General features: G+C 41.3%; 16 protein-coding genes and 4 pseudogenes. 1 reads left to right on the top strand and 19 read right to left on the bottom strand.

All coding sequences use genetic code 11. The features are described from left to right. The first annotated feature begins 49 nt into the window (after positions 1-49). Complete coding sequence (yrfG, locus tag PN838_RS15690) at positions 50-709, top strand: GMP/IMP nucleotidase (RefSeq protein ID WP_215964181.1); 660 nt, start codon at positions 50-52, stop codon at positions 707-709. Between the two features lie 3 nt (positions 710-712). Here yrfG and PN838_RS15685 read toward each other — a convergent pair whose 3' ends face one another. The 19 genes and pseudogenes from PN838_RS15685 to gspC all read right to left on the bottom strand — a co-directional run bounded on the left by PN838_RS15685 (position 713) and on the right by gspC (position 16,243). Continuing rightward, positions 713-1,297, bottom strand: coding sequence for a DUF3833 domain-containing protein (locus tag PN838_RS15685; protein ID WP_252736872.1), 585 nt, complete (start codon positions 1,295-1,297; stop codon positions 713-715). Further along, complete coding sequence (locus PN838_RS15680) at positions 1,284-1,943, bottom strand: chalcone isomerase family protein (protein WP_272181255.1); 660 nt, start codon at positions 1,941-1,943, stop codon at positions 1,284-1,286. Before PN838_RS15680 ends, PN838_RS15685 begins: the two co-directional genes overlap by 14 nt. 16 nt (positions 1,944-1,959) lie before the next feature. Further along, positions 1,960-2,478 carry a DUF2878 domain-containing protein gene (locus PN838_RS15675; RefSeq protein WP_272181254.1) on the bottom strand — a complete coding sequence of 173 codons (519 nt, stop codon included), beginning with the start codon at positions 2,476-2,478 and terminating at the stop codon, positions 1,960-1,962. A gap of 104 nt (positions 2,479-2,582) precedes the next feature. After that, a pseudogene (gene glgC / locus PN838_RS15670) lies at positions 2,583-3,812 on the bottom strand (glucose-1-phosphate adenylyltransferase). A 625-nt stretch (positions 3,813-4,437) separates the two neighbouring features. Further along, on the bottom strand, positions 4,438-4,758 hold the full coding sequence (gspN, locus tag PN838_RS15665) for a type II secretion system protein N (protein ID WP_272182616.1): 321 nt from the start codon (positions 4,756-4,758) through the stop codon (positions 4,438-4,440). Between the two features lie 5 nt (positions 4,759-4,763). Further along, positions 4,764-5,174, bottom strand: a complete 411-nt coding sequence (gspN, locus tag PN838_RS15660; protein ID WP_272181253.1) for a type II secretion system protein N — start codon at positions 5,172-5,174, stop codon at positions 4,764-4,766. Continuing rightward, positions 5,174-5,356, bottom strand: a complete 183-nt coding sequence (locus PN838_RS27950) for a type II secretion system protein M (protein ID WP_502592189.1) — start codon at positions 5,354-5,356, stop codon at positions 5,174-5,176. Before PN838_RS27950 ends, gspN (PN838_RS15660) begins: the two co-directional genes overlap by 1 nt. Then, a complete protein-coding gene (locus PN838_RS15655) occupies positions 5,290-5,673 on the bottom strand; it encodes a hypothetical protein (protein ID WP_502592207.1) in 384 nt (127 codons plus the stop codon). Before PN838_RS15655 ends, PN838_RS27950 begins: the two co-directional genes overlap by 67 nt. A gap of 1 nt (position 5,674) precedes the next feature. Beyond that, positions 5,675-7,006, bottom strand: a complete 1,332-nt coding sequence (gene gspL, locus PN838_RS15650; RefSeq protein ID WP_272181252.1) for a type II secretion system protein GspL — start codon at positions 7,004-7,006, stop codon at positions 5,675-5,677. Then, positions 6,963-8,000, bottom strand: a complete 1,038-nt coding sequence (gspK, locus tag PN838_RS15645) for a type II secretion system minor pseudopilin GspK (RefSeq protein ID WP_215964174.1) — start codon at positions 7,998-8,000, stop codon at positions 6,963-6,965. Before gspK ends, gspL begins: the two co-directional genes overlap by 44 nt. Then, positions 8,000-8,644: a type II secretion system minor pseudopilin GspJ gene (gene gspJ, locus PN838_RS15640; protein ID WP_215964173.1), complete on the bottom strand. Its 645-nt coding sequence runs from the start codon at positions 8,642-8,644 to the stop codon at positions 8,000-8,002. The genes gspK and gspJ overlap by 1 nt, the downstream gene beginning before the upstream one ends. Continuing rightward, positions 8,644-9,051, bottom strand: coding sequence for a type II secretion system minor pseudopilin GspI (gene gspI, locus PN838_RS15635; protein ID WP_272181251.1), 408 nt, complete (start codon positions 9,049-9,051; stop codon positions 8,644-8,646). Before gspI ends, gspJ begins: the two co-directional genes overlap by 1 nt. Further along, positions 9,052-9,333: a hypothetical protein gene (locus tag PN838_RS15630; RefSeq protein WP_272181250.1), complete on the bottom strand. Its 282-nt coding sequence runs from the start codon at positions 9,331-9,333 to the stop codon at positions 9,052-9,054. Positions 9,334-9,367: 34 nt separating this feature from the next. Continuing rightward, entirely contained in the window at positions 9,368-9,691 is a 324-nt protein-coding gene (locus tag PN838_RS15625) for a prepilin-type N-terminal cleavage/methylation domain-containing protein (RefSeq protein ID WP_272181249.1), read from the bottom strand. A 54-nt stretch (positions 9,692-9,745) separates the two neighbouring features. Continuing rightward, entirely contained in the window at positions 9,746-10,177 is a 432-nt protein-coding gene (gspG, locus tag PN838_RS15620; RefSeq protein WP_272181248.1) for a type II secretion system major pseudopilin GspG, read from the bottom strand. Between the two features lie 32 nt (positions 10,178-10,209). After that, positions 10,210-11,428 (bottom strand): annotated as a pseudogene (gene gspF, locus PN838_RS15615) (type II secretion system inner membrane protein GspF). Then, positions 11,428-12,994 (bottom strand): annotated as a pseudogene (gene gspE, locus PN838_RS15610) (type II secretion system ATPase GspE). Before gspE ends, gspF begins: the two co-directional pseudogenes overlap by 1 nt. Positions 12,995-13,016: 22 nt before the next feature. After that, positions 13,017-15,126 (bottom strand): annotated as a pseudogene (gene gspD / locus PN838_RS15605) (type II secretion system secretin GspD). A gap of 265 nt (positions 15,127-15,391) precedes the next feature. Further along, positions 15,392-16,243 carry a type II secretion system protein GspC gene (gene gspC / locus PN838_RS15600; protein WP_272181247.1) on the bottom strand — a complete coding sequence of 284 codons (852 nt, stop codon included), beginning with the start codon at positions 16,241-16,243 and terminating at the stop codon, positions 15,392-15,394. Positions 16,244-16,365: the final 122 nt, after the last annotated feature.

The following is a 16,365-nucleotide window of genomic DNA, read 5'->3' as shown; positions in this document are numbered from 1 at the left end:
TATTGCGTAATTAACTTCTTTAACTATAACGACTCGACGCCAGAAATCTATGCTTAATTGGTCACAAATTGAAACTGTTTTATTGGATATGGACGGCACGTTGCTGGACCTACATTTTGACAATCACTTTTGGATGGAACACACCCCGAAAGCCTATGCGATAAAACACAATATCCCGCTTGCTCAAGCAAAAACTGAACTTAAAAAACAGAACGATGCTGTGTTTGGTCAATTAGAGTGGTATTGCCTTGATTATTGGCAAAAGGAACTTGATCTGCCGATCGTCCAACTCAAGCGTGAAATTAGTCACCTAATTCAATTGCGAGAAGATACCGTGCCATTTTTAGACGCGTTAAAAGCCGCAGGAAAACGAGTGGTTTTGGTCACCAATGCACATCCAGATTCGTTAAGTTTAAAAATCGAAAAAACTCAGCTTGATTCTCATATTGATGAATTAATTTCTTGTCATCAATTTGGCGCAAGTAAAGAAAGCCAACATTTATGGACCCAGTTGCACGCCCATTTAGACTTTGATCCGTCTCGCACTTTATTTGTCGACGATTCCGCAAGAATTTTGCACGCTGCTGAGCAATTTGGTATCAAACACCTGCTAGCGGTTTCGAATCCGGACAGTAAAAAGCCACCAGTGAATATTGATGGCTTCGTAAATACCAGTGATTTTAGAAATTTGCTTAACGACATTATCTGATCACTAAATTACTTCTTTATTGCATGAACGAAGTGGCTGTTGCTTGTCAAAAAACAAAGTTATTTCTGCCACTTCAACTCCAAATTTACGCATAGAGGTGCGATTAAAAACGCGATACTCATCCAGTTGATACATCCAATCATCTAAAAAGAATTCATAACTTGAACCGTCAATGTCTAAGCTGAGGTTGTATTGCCATTGAAAAGCAAACCCCGATGTTTGTCCCGACGCCACGCCAACAACATCATTCGCAGTTCCGCTATATTGATTGTTCTGCGTTTTGGTTAAGTTCCAAATCCGTTGACTGACTTCCCCGTCGTCAAAATAAAACCATTCATTAAGTTGGCCATTTGATTGGTTATTTACCTGTTGCCACTGTCCTTCTAACTCAACACAAAATCTACGGTTCACCTTGTTGGTATAATCTTGGATCATACCCCACGCCACAACTGGGCCATTAAAATAGGTTTCTAACTGAAAGTTTCCCGCTGTTGTCTTGTATTCACCAATATCAGTGGAACACCCACCTATCAGCGCTATAGAACCAGCAATCATTGTCGTCATTAGGGTTTTATTAATTTGGTTCATTATTCTGACTTCCTATTAGTTGTTGCCGCAATGTCGGTTCAGTGGAGTTTTTTGCCAACCATATTCCGGTAAAAAATGTCCCAAACTCTGTTGTTAGTTGAGGTCCTATTGGTTGGTCATTAAAATAAAACAGACTGCCCTTGCTGTTAACTTCAATTGCTAAACTGTCTGACGCGCTAACATTTGGCCAAATGTCTAACAGCACATCACGAAACTTCGCCATCTCTTCGGGGTTTAGTTTTTGTTTGCGCCACTGATCAAACGTATTGTCAACGAGGTCTTGTTTTTCAATATCTCGTAGATAGGTTAGTTTGAGATACAGAGGTAAATTTTCACTGTAGTTATCGTTAACGCCGTCTATGTATTTACCATTTTGTGTGTACAACGCTGCGTCATAAATTGACCAAAATGCAAATTTAAAACGCCCCTTACCTACCAATTTAAGAGGTCTTGCGTCGACAGTATTATTTGTCCTATTCGATTCGATATTGGCGCTATTTGCGTTAGTTGAAACAGCGTTTTGTCCCAATGTTAGCTGTGCAATTGGTGATCCATTACTTTGAGTCGCAAGTGCACCACTAACAAACGTCAACAAAGTGATATATAACCATCGAGCCGCCGTTTTGTGGGGATACTTAGTAACCATGTTCAATCTCTTACTATTATAGAGATGAGGCATAACGGCCTCCCTGTCGCGTAGAATGGTCGACAATCAAACGGGTGAACACCCCAAATGACAGCCCCCAAACAAATGAATAACTTAAGAACAATAAAAACGGCTTAACTTGTGACGTTGCCGCGCCAAGCTCGATCCCAGCTAAGTAACTCAGAGGCCCAAACAAAGAACCACAAATGACAGCGAGCAGCGGATGTTTAGCGAAAAATTTCATTGAATGGTTAAGCGTTAACGCAAAACAGGTCCAAAGAACAACTAACCAAAATGGCAAAAAACCTAGCAATAATGCAAATTGGTCGAAGGAAATAATCCCTAATTGGATCATCAAGGTTTCAATGATACAGCCACTTGCAGTGACAATCAGTGCCAGTTTAATGTCTGCTCGACGATAGGCTTTATTTAAATACAAATGCAGGCAAATGGACAAAATTGAAATAGGCACAAAGTACGTCTGATACGCAATCAACCCAAACCAATTAACTTGAAACCAAATAATATTGAACATCGAACACCTCTAACCGCAGTTAGTAGGTAGTACGGAGGATAAGTTTAATAGGATCAAAAAACGCGACTGTTTATTGAAGTCGCGTTTTTACTTTTTGCGGAAATTTAATCTTCGAAAGAATAACCGTGCGGCAATCCTTGCATAGAGCGGGTAATTAGAACCACACCCTTATTTGTAACTCGGTAGCCCGCAGCTCTGTCTGCATCATGATCATAACCAATTACTGAGCCTTCAGGAATAATACAACCACGGTCGATTATCGCTTTTTTAATCTTACAATTCGCTTCAATTGTAACACTCGGCAAAATAACTGAATCTTCAACTTCAGAGTGAACTTCAACTTTTACGTTTGAAAATAGCAAAGAACGTGTAACAACTGCGCCTGAAATTATGCAACCAGCTGAAACCACTGATTCTAATGCCATACCTTTTTTGTCTTCGTCATTAAATACAAACTTAGCTGACGGTAATTGCGCTTGGTAAGTCCAAATCGGCCAGTCCTGATCGTACAGATTTAATGCTGGGGTAGTTGCAATCATTTCCATGTTTGCTTCCCAGAAAGAATCTAATGTACCAACATCTCGCCAATAGGCTTTCTCATCTTTACTTGGCGCTCTAAAGCCATAAGCAAAAACTTTTTCAGCCGCAATGATTGAAGGAATAATATCGTTACCAAAATCATGCGTAGAGTCAGGGTTTTTAGCATCCGCCTCTACTAGATCAAGTAGGAAGTTCGCATCAAATACGTAGTTCCCCATCGAGGCTAGCGTAAATCCTGGTTTTCATGGGATTTCAGCAGGCTCAGCAGGTTTTTCTTGAAAGTCGACAACGCGATAGTCTTCATTTACTTTCATTACGCCAAATGCGCCAGCTGCTTCTTCAACCGTCGTTTCAATACAACTTACAGTCATCTTTGCTTCTGACTCAACATGTTGAGCAATCATTGGTCCGTAATCCATTTTATAAATGTGATCACCAGACAATATCAAAATGTATTTAGGACGCATGCCTCTAATAATATCGATATTTTGATAAATCGCGTCTGCTGTACCTAAGTACCAATTTTCTGAATAACGTTGTGACGCCGGCATGATTTCAACCGTTTCGCCAAATTCACGTTTAAAGTGGCTCCAGCCGTTAACCAAGTGGCGAATGAGAGAATGAGCTTTGTATTGAGTTAATACACCGATTTGTCGAATACCAGAATTGACACAGTTGGATAAGGGGAAGTCAATTATGCGAAATTTTCCGCCAAAATAGACCGAAGGTTTTGCACGCCACTCAGTCAGTTCTTCTAAGCGACTCCCACGTCCACCAGCCAAAACCAATGCCATAGTATCTTTTGTTAGTGCGCTTACGTAACGCCCTAGGGATTTGCCATTGTTTTTCCTTTTTTGTCATGATTAAACAACGAATGACATCATGAATTGCACTTAATAATTAATGCACATTCCCTACTCGTTATTACAGATAAATTAATTTCAGCAATGAATACGAATTCAATTAACATACCTAAACTAAGTGTATTCTGTGTTACATACAAAGAATAATTTTATGCATAATCAGTCATCGCACCAGTTGATTGGTTATAACTAAAAAACGATTAAAAAACGCTCTACCCTGCGGCGCTCAAAATTTCACAACCGATTGAATTTTAAGTTAAATTAATTTCACGTGTTCTGGCTTCACTATATTTTGAACAAAACACACATTTGATTAATAAACCGTCAGTCTAAAAATTAGAGGAAATTTTATTGATTAATATCGATTTTTTAAAACAGAGAAAACTTAATACGTAGATGTTGCTAACCGTTTTGGTGCATTACTGCCTTAAAATCATACAGCTCATGTATAGAAGTGAAATGGACCAATTAAGTTTATTTATCGTGGTGAGGTGAATTATTTTTGATTCATCAAGCTGATCACAAACCTAGCATCTGTGACCAGCTCAATAATGTATTAAAGAACTATTTTATATTTACCTTTAACATCGGGTTTACCAAACATGGACAAACCATTGTGTACCGCTTTTGGTAATGTGGCGTCAGGTTTTAAGTAACCATCAAAACCGAACTTTGTTGTGGATTCAATTAATGCCTGCCCTTCCAATCCGAGTCGATTTTGGCCATTAAACTTAACCGTGACGTTATTTTCCTCACAGGCTAACTCTGCGGCAATCGTACCAAATGCAATCGGGCCACCAAAGTCGATTTCAGATTTAGACCAGACCAATTCCCCATCCAATGTATCGCAAAGTGCTGAGGAATATTGATAGTCGATTATGTCTAAAATAACTCTGCCGCCAACATTAGCAATAGGTATTGGTGAATATTTTTTAGACTCGATGCCGGTAAACGAATGACTGAACGAGTGACTTTCAAGCCAGACATCGAATACGAGACCGTTCCCTTACCGCTGTATTGCGAGACGTCACGCACCGGACCAAACTTAAATTTCACTTCTACCTGCGCTAGAAGCAGCTTTAATGGCGATACCTGCCATTCTACTTTGTTTAATACTTCACCCTCGACCTGAAGGCGTTTAATTTTTCCTTGCCATACCGTGCCGCTCATTTGCTCGTATGCGATACCTTTTGGTAAGTCAAAACGTTCGGCAATCAGTGACACTGGCATTTTGATCAACACTAGTATAATCAGAAAGATAAAAAATAGGATAACGGCTTTAATCATCGACATTAACTGCGCCCCAAATCAAGACGGCGTATTTTTACCCGCCCATCTACATCTGAACGTGAGAAGTCGATGCTCTCCACGGCAATGCCATGTCGATTTTGTAATTCTGTTAACCAAGTCACAAATTTGTTAAATCCGACTTCTTCGATACCCACTCTAACCGTATCTGTTTTTTGCGGCTGCAAGCGAGATATAGTGACTCCGTGCTTACGCGCAGAGGCATTAATAAGTTGTGTAATTGAGCTTTGGCTCGTTTTAGCAACGCCACCGCCTTTGCCGACTCTATAATATTAATTTGCTCGGCTGCCCAGTCGTTTAACTCAATTTGTTTCTCAAGCTTTTGCGTTGACTGCTCTAAACCCGTATTCACTGTGCTAATAATCGAATACAAAGCAAACAGAGGTAAAAAGATAGCCAATGCTAGTAACAGTTTTTGTTCACTGTCATTTTTGGTTTGGTAATAAGCAGATATTTTGTTTCGTAATTCAGATAACTGACTCATATTACTCTACCTCCTTCACGTTGATGGTTCCTGAAACAAGGTTGCCTTCATTGCTCACTGCACCTTGTTTCACATCTAAGCCAAGCTGTTCAAGGCCTATCCGGAATTGCTCAAATTTTTGGAAGGTTGGTGCCGAGGCGCTTATCCGCAATTCACCGCGGCTTGCTTCGAATCGGAATGACTCAGCAATAACACTGCTGTGCTTTTGTAACACAGGCGTTAGCTTCAACATAAGTTGCAAATAACCTGAGTTATCCGCGACAACGCCACCCGAAACATCTGCGACTTTTTTAGTAAGTTGGCGTTTTAACAGCGCAACACGCACTTTTTCTTTTGGAAAAGCGGCTTGATACATTGTGACTAACTCGGCCTTTTTAGCCACCAACTCTTGGCTTTTGTTATGCCAGCTCACGCCTTTTGCGACGATTTCCAAGAAGAAAATCACTAACGCCATAACGCCAACCGTGCTCCAGATCTGCCAGTTTTTACTGATTTGTTTTTTCGGAGCAAGATCACCCTGTAACAAATTCCATTTAACTTGCTCGGCACCTTTTGCTAACACCAACATCGGCAGTTCAGGTTCAGGGTCTGATAATTCAATATTGGCGTTTAGGGCCAATTCAGCAATGACATCTTCCGGCAATGGCGTAAACGGCTTTAACGTTAAAATTGACGAATCAGCTTCTGATCCATCAATGTCGGCAACCCCATCTTTACCTTCGTTCGAATTTTCGGCTGCATTAGCGTTATTAGCAACGAGTCGTGCAACATAAATCGGCAACCACTGAGATTCGACAAAAGTGCCCTGCCAAACATTCTCACGGAAAATCCAACCATTACCAATTTGTAAAGTTGTGATCAGTGGTGCCTCAGTTTTCTGTTCAAACGGTAAGCAAAGGGATTCTGGGATGATCCGTTTAACAGGGATACCTGCATCATTAAGGGCGTCCAACCATGTTTTGATCAACGATTTACTGACAATGGCAATATTAAGCCAATGTTTGTTAAGCGCTTTATCAAAGCCCATGTCTTCGGTGGCAATGTGCAAGGCGTCAATGTCCTCAGCAAGCTCATCTTCCAACATATAAGGCAACGCCTTGATGATTTGGCGACTTGGTTTTGTGGCCATATAATGACAATGCAGACGCACGTCAGCACCATTAGTTAAAACGGTTACCTGTCTGCCCTGAGCGTACTGCGCTAGGGTTGATAATTCACTTTGATGTTCCAATTCACCGGAAACAATAACTTCATTAGTCGTATCAGAATACACTATCCAAGGTACTGTACTAGTTGGTTGGCTGCTCATCCTCAGGATTAGCTTCTCGCTCAACTTTTCCTCCAAAGCGACGACCAATCACATACGTATTGTATTTGTCGTCCAGCTGTATAACGCTCGTTAATGCGAACTTCATATCGTTATAATATGCGTTTGTAATCAGTTTAAAGAACTTGCTCTTCACCGTAAAATAATTATTTGCTGCGGTGACGCCTTTGATGTTCTTCATTTCAGACAACGCCCAAAAATCGTTTATGTCAGTGAACCCTTCTTCGGGTCTTTGTTCCAAGATTGATTCAATCTTGGCTTCATCAATGTTTAAAATTGCTCGGAGTAATTCACTCTCATCTTTTTTCATCGTATTGATGTTAAATTCAAAGCTGCTGCTTTGCGGAATAACACAAAATCGCCTTTGCAACTGAGCCATAACCACTACGTCAAAACCGTATATAACACGTAATTCATTTTCATGGGCCAGTGGACTATTGCCGCTGAGGTAGGGAAACGCTAACGACGCATACATATCGCCGTCATATCCCGCCGCTTCAGTGGCGTAGTCATCTGGGTCGAGCCAGTCATATAAGTTATTGGCTAAATCATCCAGACTGAGTTCGCTTGATATATCTAAGTTCTCTAAATAGCGAACAAACACATCTTTACGAAATTTAAGCTGGTCCTTGTCAACGCTTTTGTCGTACAAACTGTTTAGATTAAAGCAGCTGTTAAGGTCAATAATTTCGCCTTCAATTAAGCCATTGTCGACCGGAAAACTCATGCCTTCCATTGCCCAGCTTTGCGATAGATTAATCACCCCTTTGTCTGTTTCTGCGATACCCGATAACAGACCTTTGACAAAGTGCTCTGACCCCATCGCATACCAATAGGCCTGTTGACGTTCAAATAGATTAGACACTCGTTTTATTTGATAGCTTTGCAGCGACATCATTTCCGACGCTAATACAACACACAAGGAAATAACTAGCATGACGGTAATTAACGCTAATCCGCCCTGCTTTTGCTTTCGTTTAGTTTGCTTTTTCAGGTGCATTACGATCCCACCTGCGTTTTTGCTATCAAAGGAAAAATACGTTCAATTTTACCGTAAACTTTCGATTCGATAATTAACTTAACCAAAGGTGGCAAACTATTTTCAGTTAATGACTCCTGCCACTCTTTGCCATCAAAGTATTCCAACGTCATTGTTTCTACTTCGCTGAGCAACGGTTGAATGCGAGGTTCAGCACCGTAATTAGCATCGACAAAATTAAAGTATAAACGCTGTAACTCACCTTCGAATAAACGATACACAACCGGTTGCAGTTCACTTCTTGGTAATACCATTGCTGGGTTTGTCCAACCATCTCGGACAAAAGCAAATCCAATCCCCTCGGACTCAAATAGATACTCCTGAGCAATAAACAAGGCTTCACTTGGTTCTTCACCGTTAACTCTTGCTTTACGCTGCGCTAACTGCACAAAGTCCGATTCGATGATCACAAAGGCTCGTTGTAACTCAGTAAGTTGCTCATTTCTAAGCTTTATAATTTCGTGGCTATTAACCGTGTTATGCAAAACCGAATATGTGGCCATACCTAACATTGCAAATACCACTAGGGCTAACAACATTTCGAGTAGGGTAAAACCAAGCTGAGCAATGCCTCGGCTCATTCTATTTTGCTTTAAGGAGACCATTATTGGGTCTCCTTCGCTTTATTTTCACTAACAAACGTACTCAATTGATGAATGCTTGTAGCCATCGACTTATCTAAGCCGACCGACACCGTTATTTGGCGTAAGCGTTTGTCTTCTGTTTCCACTACGACTTGCTGCCAAAACCACAGTTTACCTGCCATTTCGACTTCGCCTTTTTCGTTATTTTTTGGCGGCCATACCTGCAAGGCTTGCAGCTCAGCTAGTCGATTATTAGCGACCCAAGAAGCAAAGGTCATTTCTTCAATTTGGCTTAGGTTATTTGCAGATTGACCGACCAACTTCATGATTGCCCCGGCTGAATAGGCAAAAATGGCAAGGGCGAGCAACAGCTCAATTAAGGTAAAGCCCTGTGATGATTGACGTCGCATACGTTGGCTTGAGTTCATTTAGTTATCCAACGCCAACTGCTGTAACGGGTCATACATTCTCACCGGCGCAGTAAATTCACCACGGATAAGAAAGCTTACTGGGTTGGCAAAACCATCGTCAAATTCAACGGTAATATCAAATGGGGAGATTTCACCCGACGACAAAATAAAAATTTGTGGTATCGCGAGCTTTTGCTCTTCTGGATCTAGTTCCTGCAGTTGCTCTAGGCGTTCTTCATCAATAAATTCAACAGCACTCAATAGGTTGTCTTCTTGCCACGATAAACCGTCGAGGATCAACTCTAAACGAACATATTCGTCGAGAGGTTTGATATCAAAAGGCGGTTCTTGGAATGGTTGCTAAGGCTTCACCGTCAAAGACTAAAAATGCAAAACGGTCTTCGGTGACAGCCAGTCCCAATTGCATATTATTTAATACCGCATATTCCGACGCTAAATTTACCAAGTGGGTCATTCGAGCCGCTTGTTTTTCGGTGAGTTCAAAGGGATCCGGAGCAAGCGAAGGCAAACGTACCATAGTGACCAAATAACCGATCACAACGATAACAAGCAACAGTTCTAACAATGTGAACCCTTTACTTTTATGCACTGAACTACCTATGTTGTGTTGCGAAATAAATAACTTTATCTGAGACAAAACAGGGCCTATCGTAAGACAAGCCCTGCGTATAACGGTTACAACGAGTTTGGTTTATAAAAACTCGTCAGCGTTCCAGTTACCAATATCGTCATCAGTACCGGCTTCGCCGTCTGGCCCCATAGAGAATAAGTCGTATTTGCCCAACTCTCCTGGAGAGATCAACTGATATTCATTACCCCATTTATCCACAGGGACTTTTTTCAAAAAGCCATCTTCAGGATAATTACGTGGTACAGGCTCCATTTCAGGCATTGTCACTAATGCTTCCATACCTTGCTCTGTTGTTGGGTATTGACCTGCTTTTAATTTGTACATGTCTAACGTTGATTCTAGGTTACGGATTTCAATTGCCGTACTCTGAATTTTTGCATCATCCGTAGACCCCATTAAGTTTGGTACAACCATGCCCGCAATCATGCCTAAAATAGCAATTACGATCATGACTTCTAATAAGGTAAAGCCGTTTTGTTTGTTGTGTTTCATATGAGACCTATTCACTTTCTACTCCTGAAATTTTATAACCCAACTAAATTGTTCATTTCCATAATTGGTTGCAAAATTGCCATTAAAATAAACATTACCATGCCCGCCATCACTAAGACGATTAACGGTGTTAATAAGCCGAGGCTTATCTTTAATGTTGCATCCATTTCGTTGTCTTGGTTGTCAGCGGCACGGCCTAACATTTGTTCCAATTCACCGGATTTCTCACCACTGCCGATCATGTGTAACATCATCGGAGGAAAAATTTTGGTTTGATCTAACGACCCTTTTAAAGACGAACCCTCTCGAACATTATCTGAGGCGTCTTTCACCCCTTTTTGATATAACTATTTGTTAACACTTCGCCAGATATCATCATACCTTCCAAAATAGGAACGGCACTTGACGTTAATATACTTAATGTTCGAGCAAAGCGAGCAGTATTAACCCCTAATACGACTCTGCCAATAAGCGGTAAGTTCAATAATAACCGATCAAACTTTAATCTCACTGAGGGCCTTTGCAACATTCGCTGAGCAAAAATCAACAAAGCTAATATGGCGATGACCATAGTAAAGCCGTAAGCAATGATAAAATCACTGACATCTAATAAAAACTGAGTGGTGCCGGGTAAAGCTTGGCCAGAGTCAACAAACTGGCCAACAATTTGTGGCACCACTGACGCTAATAAAAACGAGACGATGCCAATGGCAAATATGGTCAACATCAGTGGGTAAATCATTGCTTGAGTAAGCTGGCTTTTGGTTGCCTGACGCTGTTCGGTGTAATCGGCTAAGCGATTTAATACTTCGTCTAAATGCCCTGACTTTTCACCGGCGGCCACCATAGAGCGGAACAAATGGTCAAAGATATATGGAAATTCTTTCATCCCATCGGCAAGCGTATAACCTTCTACTACCTTGGAGCGAATGGCCATTACGGTACGTTTTAATCTTGGTTTGTCACATTGTTCAGCAACCGCTAATAATGCGGCTTCAATGGTCAGCGCAGAACCTACTAATGTTGCTAATTGGCGAGTGATAAGGGCCAAATCATTGGCGGATATTTTAGGCTGAAAGAGGCTAATTCCGGCTGCTGTTTGTTTTTCTTTTTGGCTTGCTTGAGTGACTTCAAGCGGCACTAACCCTTTTTCACGCAATTGCTGGCGAATTTGTTTTGCTGTATCCGCTTCCAAAATGCCTTTTTGGTTTTGCCTTTGCCATCAAGTGCTTTGTATTCAAACGCCGCCATTATTCGTCCTCACGCGTAACTCGCAGCACTTCTTCTAATGTAGTAACACCTGCGGTAACTTTAGCAAAGCCGTCGTCTCGTATACTTGGGGTGATCTTACGTACATATTTTTCAATAACTTGTTCGCCCTGACCATTGTGGATCAGTTCTCTTACATGTTCATCGACAATTAATAATTCATGGATACCCACTCGTCCGCGATAACCGGAGAAATTACACTTATCGCATCCTTTTGGATGATACAAGCTGCCCTCATGATCCTCAGACCAACCTAGTAAAGCTAATTCTGCAGCATCTGGTGAATAAGGCACTTTACATTCTGAACACAATGTTCGGACTAGTCGTTGCGCTAATACCGCTAATAAACTCGAAGATAATAAGAAAGGTTCAATGCCCATGTCTTCCATTCGAGTAATCGCGCCAGCGGCGGTATTGGTATGCAGCGTTGAAATAACTAAGTGACCGGTAAGTGAGGCTTGAACGGCAATTTCAGCAGTGACTAGATCTCGTATCTCACCTATCATAACGACATCTGGGTCTTGTCGTAAAATGGCTCTGAGTCCGCGGGCAAAGGTCATGTCGACCTTAGTATTAACCTGCGTTTGACCAATGCCTTGCAGTTCATACTCTATCGGATCTTCGACTGTTAAAATGTTTCTGTCTTTGCTGTTAATGTCTGACAGTCCAGCGTACAAGGTGGTACTTTTACCAGAACCGGTTGGTCCCGTAACAAGAATAATTCCGTGGGGTTTACGCAGTAAGTCAGCAAAGTGGGCTTCGTTGGTTTTATCCATCCCCAAATCAGGCAGGTTTAATCGAGCGTTATTTTTATCCAACAAACGCATTACAACCCGTTCGCCATAAGCCGATGGCATTGTCGAAACACGAACATCAATCGCACGACCCGCAATACGAAGGGATATACGACCATCCTGAGGAACACGTTTTTCAGCAATATCGAGTTGCGCCATAACCTTAATACGAGATACTAATAACGAGGCTAATTTACGATTTGGTGATAACACTTCTCGTAACACACCATCGACTCGAAAACGTATAACAAGTTGTTTTTCGAAAGTTTCGATATGTATGTCAGAGGCACCTTCTTTAATCGCTTCCGATAAGGTCGCATTGATTAATTTTATGATTGGCGCGTCGTCTTCGCTTTCGAGTAAATCTTCAGTACCTATGGTAACTCCTCTGCAAAGAAAACAAGTCAACTTCGTTGCCAATGTCTTCCATTAACTGCTGCGTTTCAGAAGCGTTACGCTGATAAGCTTGTTCAAGTTCATGATCAAAAACATCAGGTTGAACAATCTGATAGGGCAATGCACGACCAATAACCCGTCGTACTTCCATTAAAGCGTCAAAATTAGTGTCAGACTTTAATAATAATTTTGGTGTATCTTGTTCAACATGCGACAGCATGACACCAAAGCGTTTGGCAAAACCAAACGGTAATCTCAAGCCATTTAGTTCAGCGTTTGAAACCAAATTAACGCTTGCGTCTAAAGCAGCTTCAGAGTCAGGTGTTAACTCATTAAGCTCAGCTGAAGTTTGGGACATGTTATCTGTTTCAGCTGTCATGTTATTGACCTAAATTAGTGTTGCCTGAACCCGTATTCTCACTCGGTTCTGACTCATCATCTAACATGGTAGGATCAATACCCTGCTCTTCATCACCATCTTGACTAGGGCCTTGAGGATCCATGTCCTGTTGGTCCATGTAGTCTTCAAAGTTTGGTGGCAATGTTAATGTTTCATCCCAGTCCTGCAATACAGGATGACTCGTGAACGGCATTAATGAAATACCATCATCTTCGCGTTTAAGTTGTTCACCACGCATGAAGTTATATTTGCGGCGACTTTCATTAATCATGGTTGAACTGTCGCGAATAATTTGAGGACGGATAAATACCATCAAATTACGTTTACGTTTGGTTGTGCCAGTTGAACGGAATAAATGGCCAAGAATTGGGATATCACCCAACAGAGGTACTTTCTGCACACTTTCTTGAACGTCTTCGTCAATAAGGCCACCAATAACAATTGTTGCACCGTCTTCAGCTAATACTGAGGTTTTAATTGAACGTTTGTTTATGCCAACATCCACTCCAGTTGCACCACTGACACTTGAGACTTCTTGTTCAATTAATAATTGAACAGCAGTACCTTCATTAATTTGTGGTGTCACTTTTAATTTAATACCAACTTCTTTACGCTCAACCGTTTGGAATGGATTGTTATTGCTGCCACTCGCCGCAGAGCCAGTTAGGATTGGAATTTCCGAACCTACTAGGATAGACGCTTCTTCATTATCCAATGTGGTAATTGACGGTGTTGCTAAGATATTTGATTTAGTATCGTTACGAACCGCTTGGATTACCGCGCCCCAGCCACCGTCAACAAATCCAGTTGCAAAACCAGTCATTCCGCTTAGCACTTGAGCTAGACCAGTGTAGTCACCCTGTACTGTGGTTGTTTTAGGCGTGGTGTTTAGATTGCCGTTTTCGTCAAACCCTTCAACAAGCGTTTCGGTTACTTGGTCACGAGCGGCATACGCGCCACCAGCAACACTGCTTAGTGGTGTTACGCCGTTATTGAACTGAGTAAACCCAGCGTCTTCGCTGCCCCACTGGACACCTAAGTTAATACCGTCACTTTCAAATACTTCAACAATAATCGCTTCGACTAATACTTGCTGACGACGAATATCTAATTGACGGATGATCTGTTCTAACGAACGCATCATGTCAGGTTCAGCGTTAATCACTAATGAATTTGAATCAGGGTGAGCTTGAATTGAATAGTCACGTTTTGCGCTTCTAGAAGATGTTTTTGTCGTGCTACCTTTGCCGTCTGCCGCTAATGAATCTGACACTCCGGTCAATACTTTAACGACTTCTTCTGCTTTAGCATATTTTAAATAATGAACTCGAGTATTACCTGTTGTTTCTAATTCTGCATCGAGCAATTTAATCAGTTCTGATACTTTTTCACGGGCTTTTAATTCGCCGCTAACGATAACGCTATTGGTACGGTCATCTGCAACGATTTTAGGAATAAGAAAATCCGGTTGGTCCTTTTTACCAGCCGATTTATAAATACTTTCAATAATGCGAACAATCTCACTTGCTGATGCAAATTCTAAACGAATAATTTCAACTTTTTGGTCACCTGCACGGTCAACGCGGCTGATGATTTCAACTAAGCGATTTACAGTTGCCGCGGCACCCACAATCATAATAACGTTTGACGGGTCGTAATGAACAACGTGACCACTGCCAGATTGATCGCTCAACTGACGTAATAACGGCGCAAGTTCTCGTACAGATACATTTTTAACCTGTACAACCCGTGTCACCATTTCGTCACCAACACCAGGTGCTTCATCACCTACGACCGGCGTCGGTGAGGTTTTAGCGTCTTTGGCTTTAACGACTTTAAGAATATTGTCGCCCATGTCGATAACCGCAAATCCATAAACGCCTAAGACATTTAGAAAAAGTGATAATACTGTTCTTCGGTTAACAAATCATAAGATCTAACATTCACTTTACCGCGCACAGACGGATCGATGATGATGGTTTTTGCAGGATCTTACCAACGATATTGATAAACTCGTTGATGTCTGTCCCTTTAAAATTAGGTGAATATTGGTTAGCGTAAACATTTGTTGTGGTACCAGCAGAAACCATTATCACAACTGTAAAAACAGCAGATACAACCAAACTTTTGGTTTTCTTAACTGTACGCGTCATTAAATTTACGTACTCAGTGGAAACAAATCCCATTACATCAAACTCCGGGGCTATAAAGCCAAAATAATTTCTACAGTGGTATCTTCTCTCAACACCGTAATACTTGCTTCTGTCATCGACCGCAACTCGCGCATCACAGACAGTGCCTGCTTCATGTCGGTGAGATCAAACCCGTTAATATTAACGGCCAGATCATTATGTTTTAGGCCAACTTGTTTAAACAGGCTTGGATCTTTACCTGTAGTGTCAGTCTATACCCGCGTAATTCGCCGCCTTTTCTGTCGGGACGAATTCGGATGTAGTCCATTAATTTTTTTGGATCGGAGAACAATTGTTCACGTTGCTCTCTTAACGATTTAGACAATTCAACATCGGCACGCTTATCCATTTTTTTCGGCGTGGCTTTGACCTTAGGTCTTTTAACCGTTGGCCTTGCAGTTCCTTTAATAATCTGACTATCTGCTAGTTTTGACGTTTCATCAACCATTTCATCGGCACTGCTAAGGATAGTTGTTGAATATTCTATACCTTCGAGCATTAATGTCTCGTATCGGCCGCTCACAGATAAAATCACACGGTCTAATAAAATCTGGTCAACTTTGGCTTGAGTTTTATCAATTGTTTCGCCAATTCCATAGGTTGACTGATTGCCGGCACTTTCGATGATAGCCACACTCGTTTGGGAGGTACTGCTTGAATTATCAGCGACTAACCCTGTTAACGTCACATTTAGTCGTGTTTTTGGGGCATCGGTGTTGGTTACAACTGGTTTAACAACTTCTGGTACTTTACTTTCGTCACCAAATAAATTTAATTTTAGCAACGCAGACATGTCTAACTGACTCGCTTGTTGAGTCGTCGCATTAGACTTTATGCCGCTCACTGTGACAAATTGGCCCTTACTCGGACTTACAGGAACCAGTTGCCAAACCATATTGGCAACCATGTTGGCGCAATATAGCAACAACATTATCGTCACCAAAATACTTAGCTTTTGTTGTGGCACTTTTTGCCAAAATCGATTGAGCTGCTCAAAAAAGCGAGACGACTCCATTAATAATCTCTCTTAGGATGGTATTTAGAATTTAAAAAAATGCACCATCATCAATAAAAACGAATAAAAAGAACTACTTTAAAACGCGTAGAGTATAACCCTACAAGTAGCGGAAAATCACT

Origin of the sequence: Psychrosphaera algicola (genome assembly GCF_028401425.1) — a bacterium.
GTDB classification, from domain to species: Bacteria; Pseudomonadota; Gammaproteobacteria; order Enterobacterales; family Alteromonadaceae; genus Psychrosphaera; species Psychrosphaera algicola.
Note: the sequence above shows the minus strand (reverse complement) of the source record. Positions and strands in the feature narration are given on the sequence as shown.

Bases quoted from the DNA above. Each gene is read 5' to 3' on its own strand.
- yrfG (WP_215964181.1), top strand. From the start codon at position 50: ATGCTTAATTGGTCACAAATTGAAACTGTTTTATTGGATATGGACGGC.
- PN838_RS15685 (WP_252736872.1), bottom strand. From the start codon at position 1,297: ATGAACCAAATTAATAAAACCCTAATGACGACAATGATTGCTGGTTCT.
- PN838_RS15680 (WP_272181255.1), bottom strand. From the start codon at position 1,943: ATGGTTACTAAGTATCCCCACAAAACGGCGGCTCGATGGTTATATATC.
- PN838_RS15675 (WP_272181254.1), bottom strand. From the start codon at position 2,478: ATGTTCAATATTATTTGGTTTCAAGTTAATTGGTTTGGGTTGATTGCG.
- gspN (WP_272181253.1), bottom strand. From the start codon at position 5,174: ATGTCGATGATTAAAGCCGTTATCCTATTTTTTATCTTTCTGATTATA.
- PN838_RS15655 (WP_502592207.1), bottom strand. From the start codon at position 5,673: ATGAGTCAGTTATCTGAATTACGAAACAAAATATCTGCTTATTACCAA.
- gspK (WP_215964174.1), bottom strand. From the start codon at position 8,000: ATGCACCTGAAAAAGCAAACTAAACGAAAGCAAAAGCAGGGCGGATTA.
- gspJ (WP_215964173.1), bottom strand. From the start codon at position 8,644: ATGGTCTCCTTAAAGCAAAATAGAATGAGCCGAGGCATTGCTCAGCTT.
- gspI (WP_272181251.1), bottom strand. From the start codon at position 9,051: ATGAACTCAAGCCAACGTATGCGACGTCAATCATCACAGGGCTTTACC.
- gspG (WP_272181248.1), bottom strand. From the start codon at position 10,177: ATGAAACACAACAAACAAAACGGCTTTACCTTATTAGAAGTCATGATC.
- gspC (WP_272181247.1), bottom strand. From the start codon at position 16,243: ATGGAGTCGTCTCGCTTTTTTGAGCAGCTCAATCGATTTTGGCAAAAA.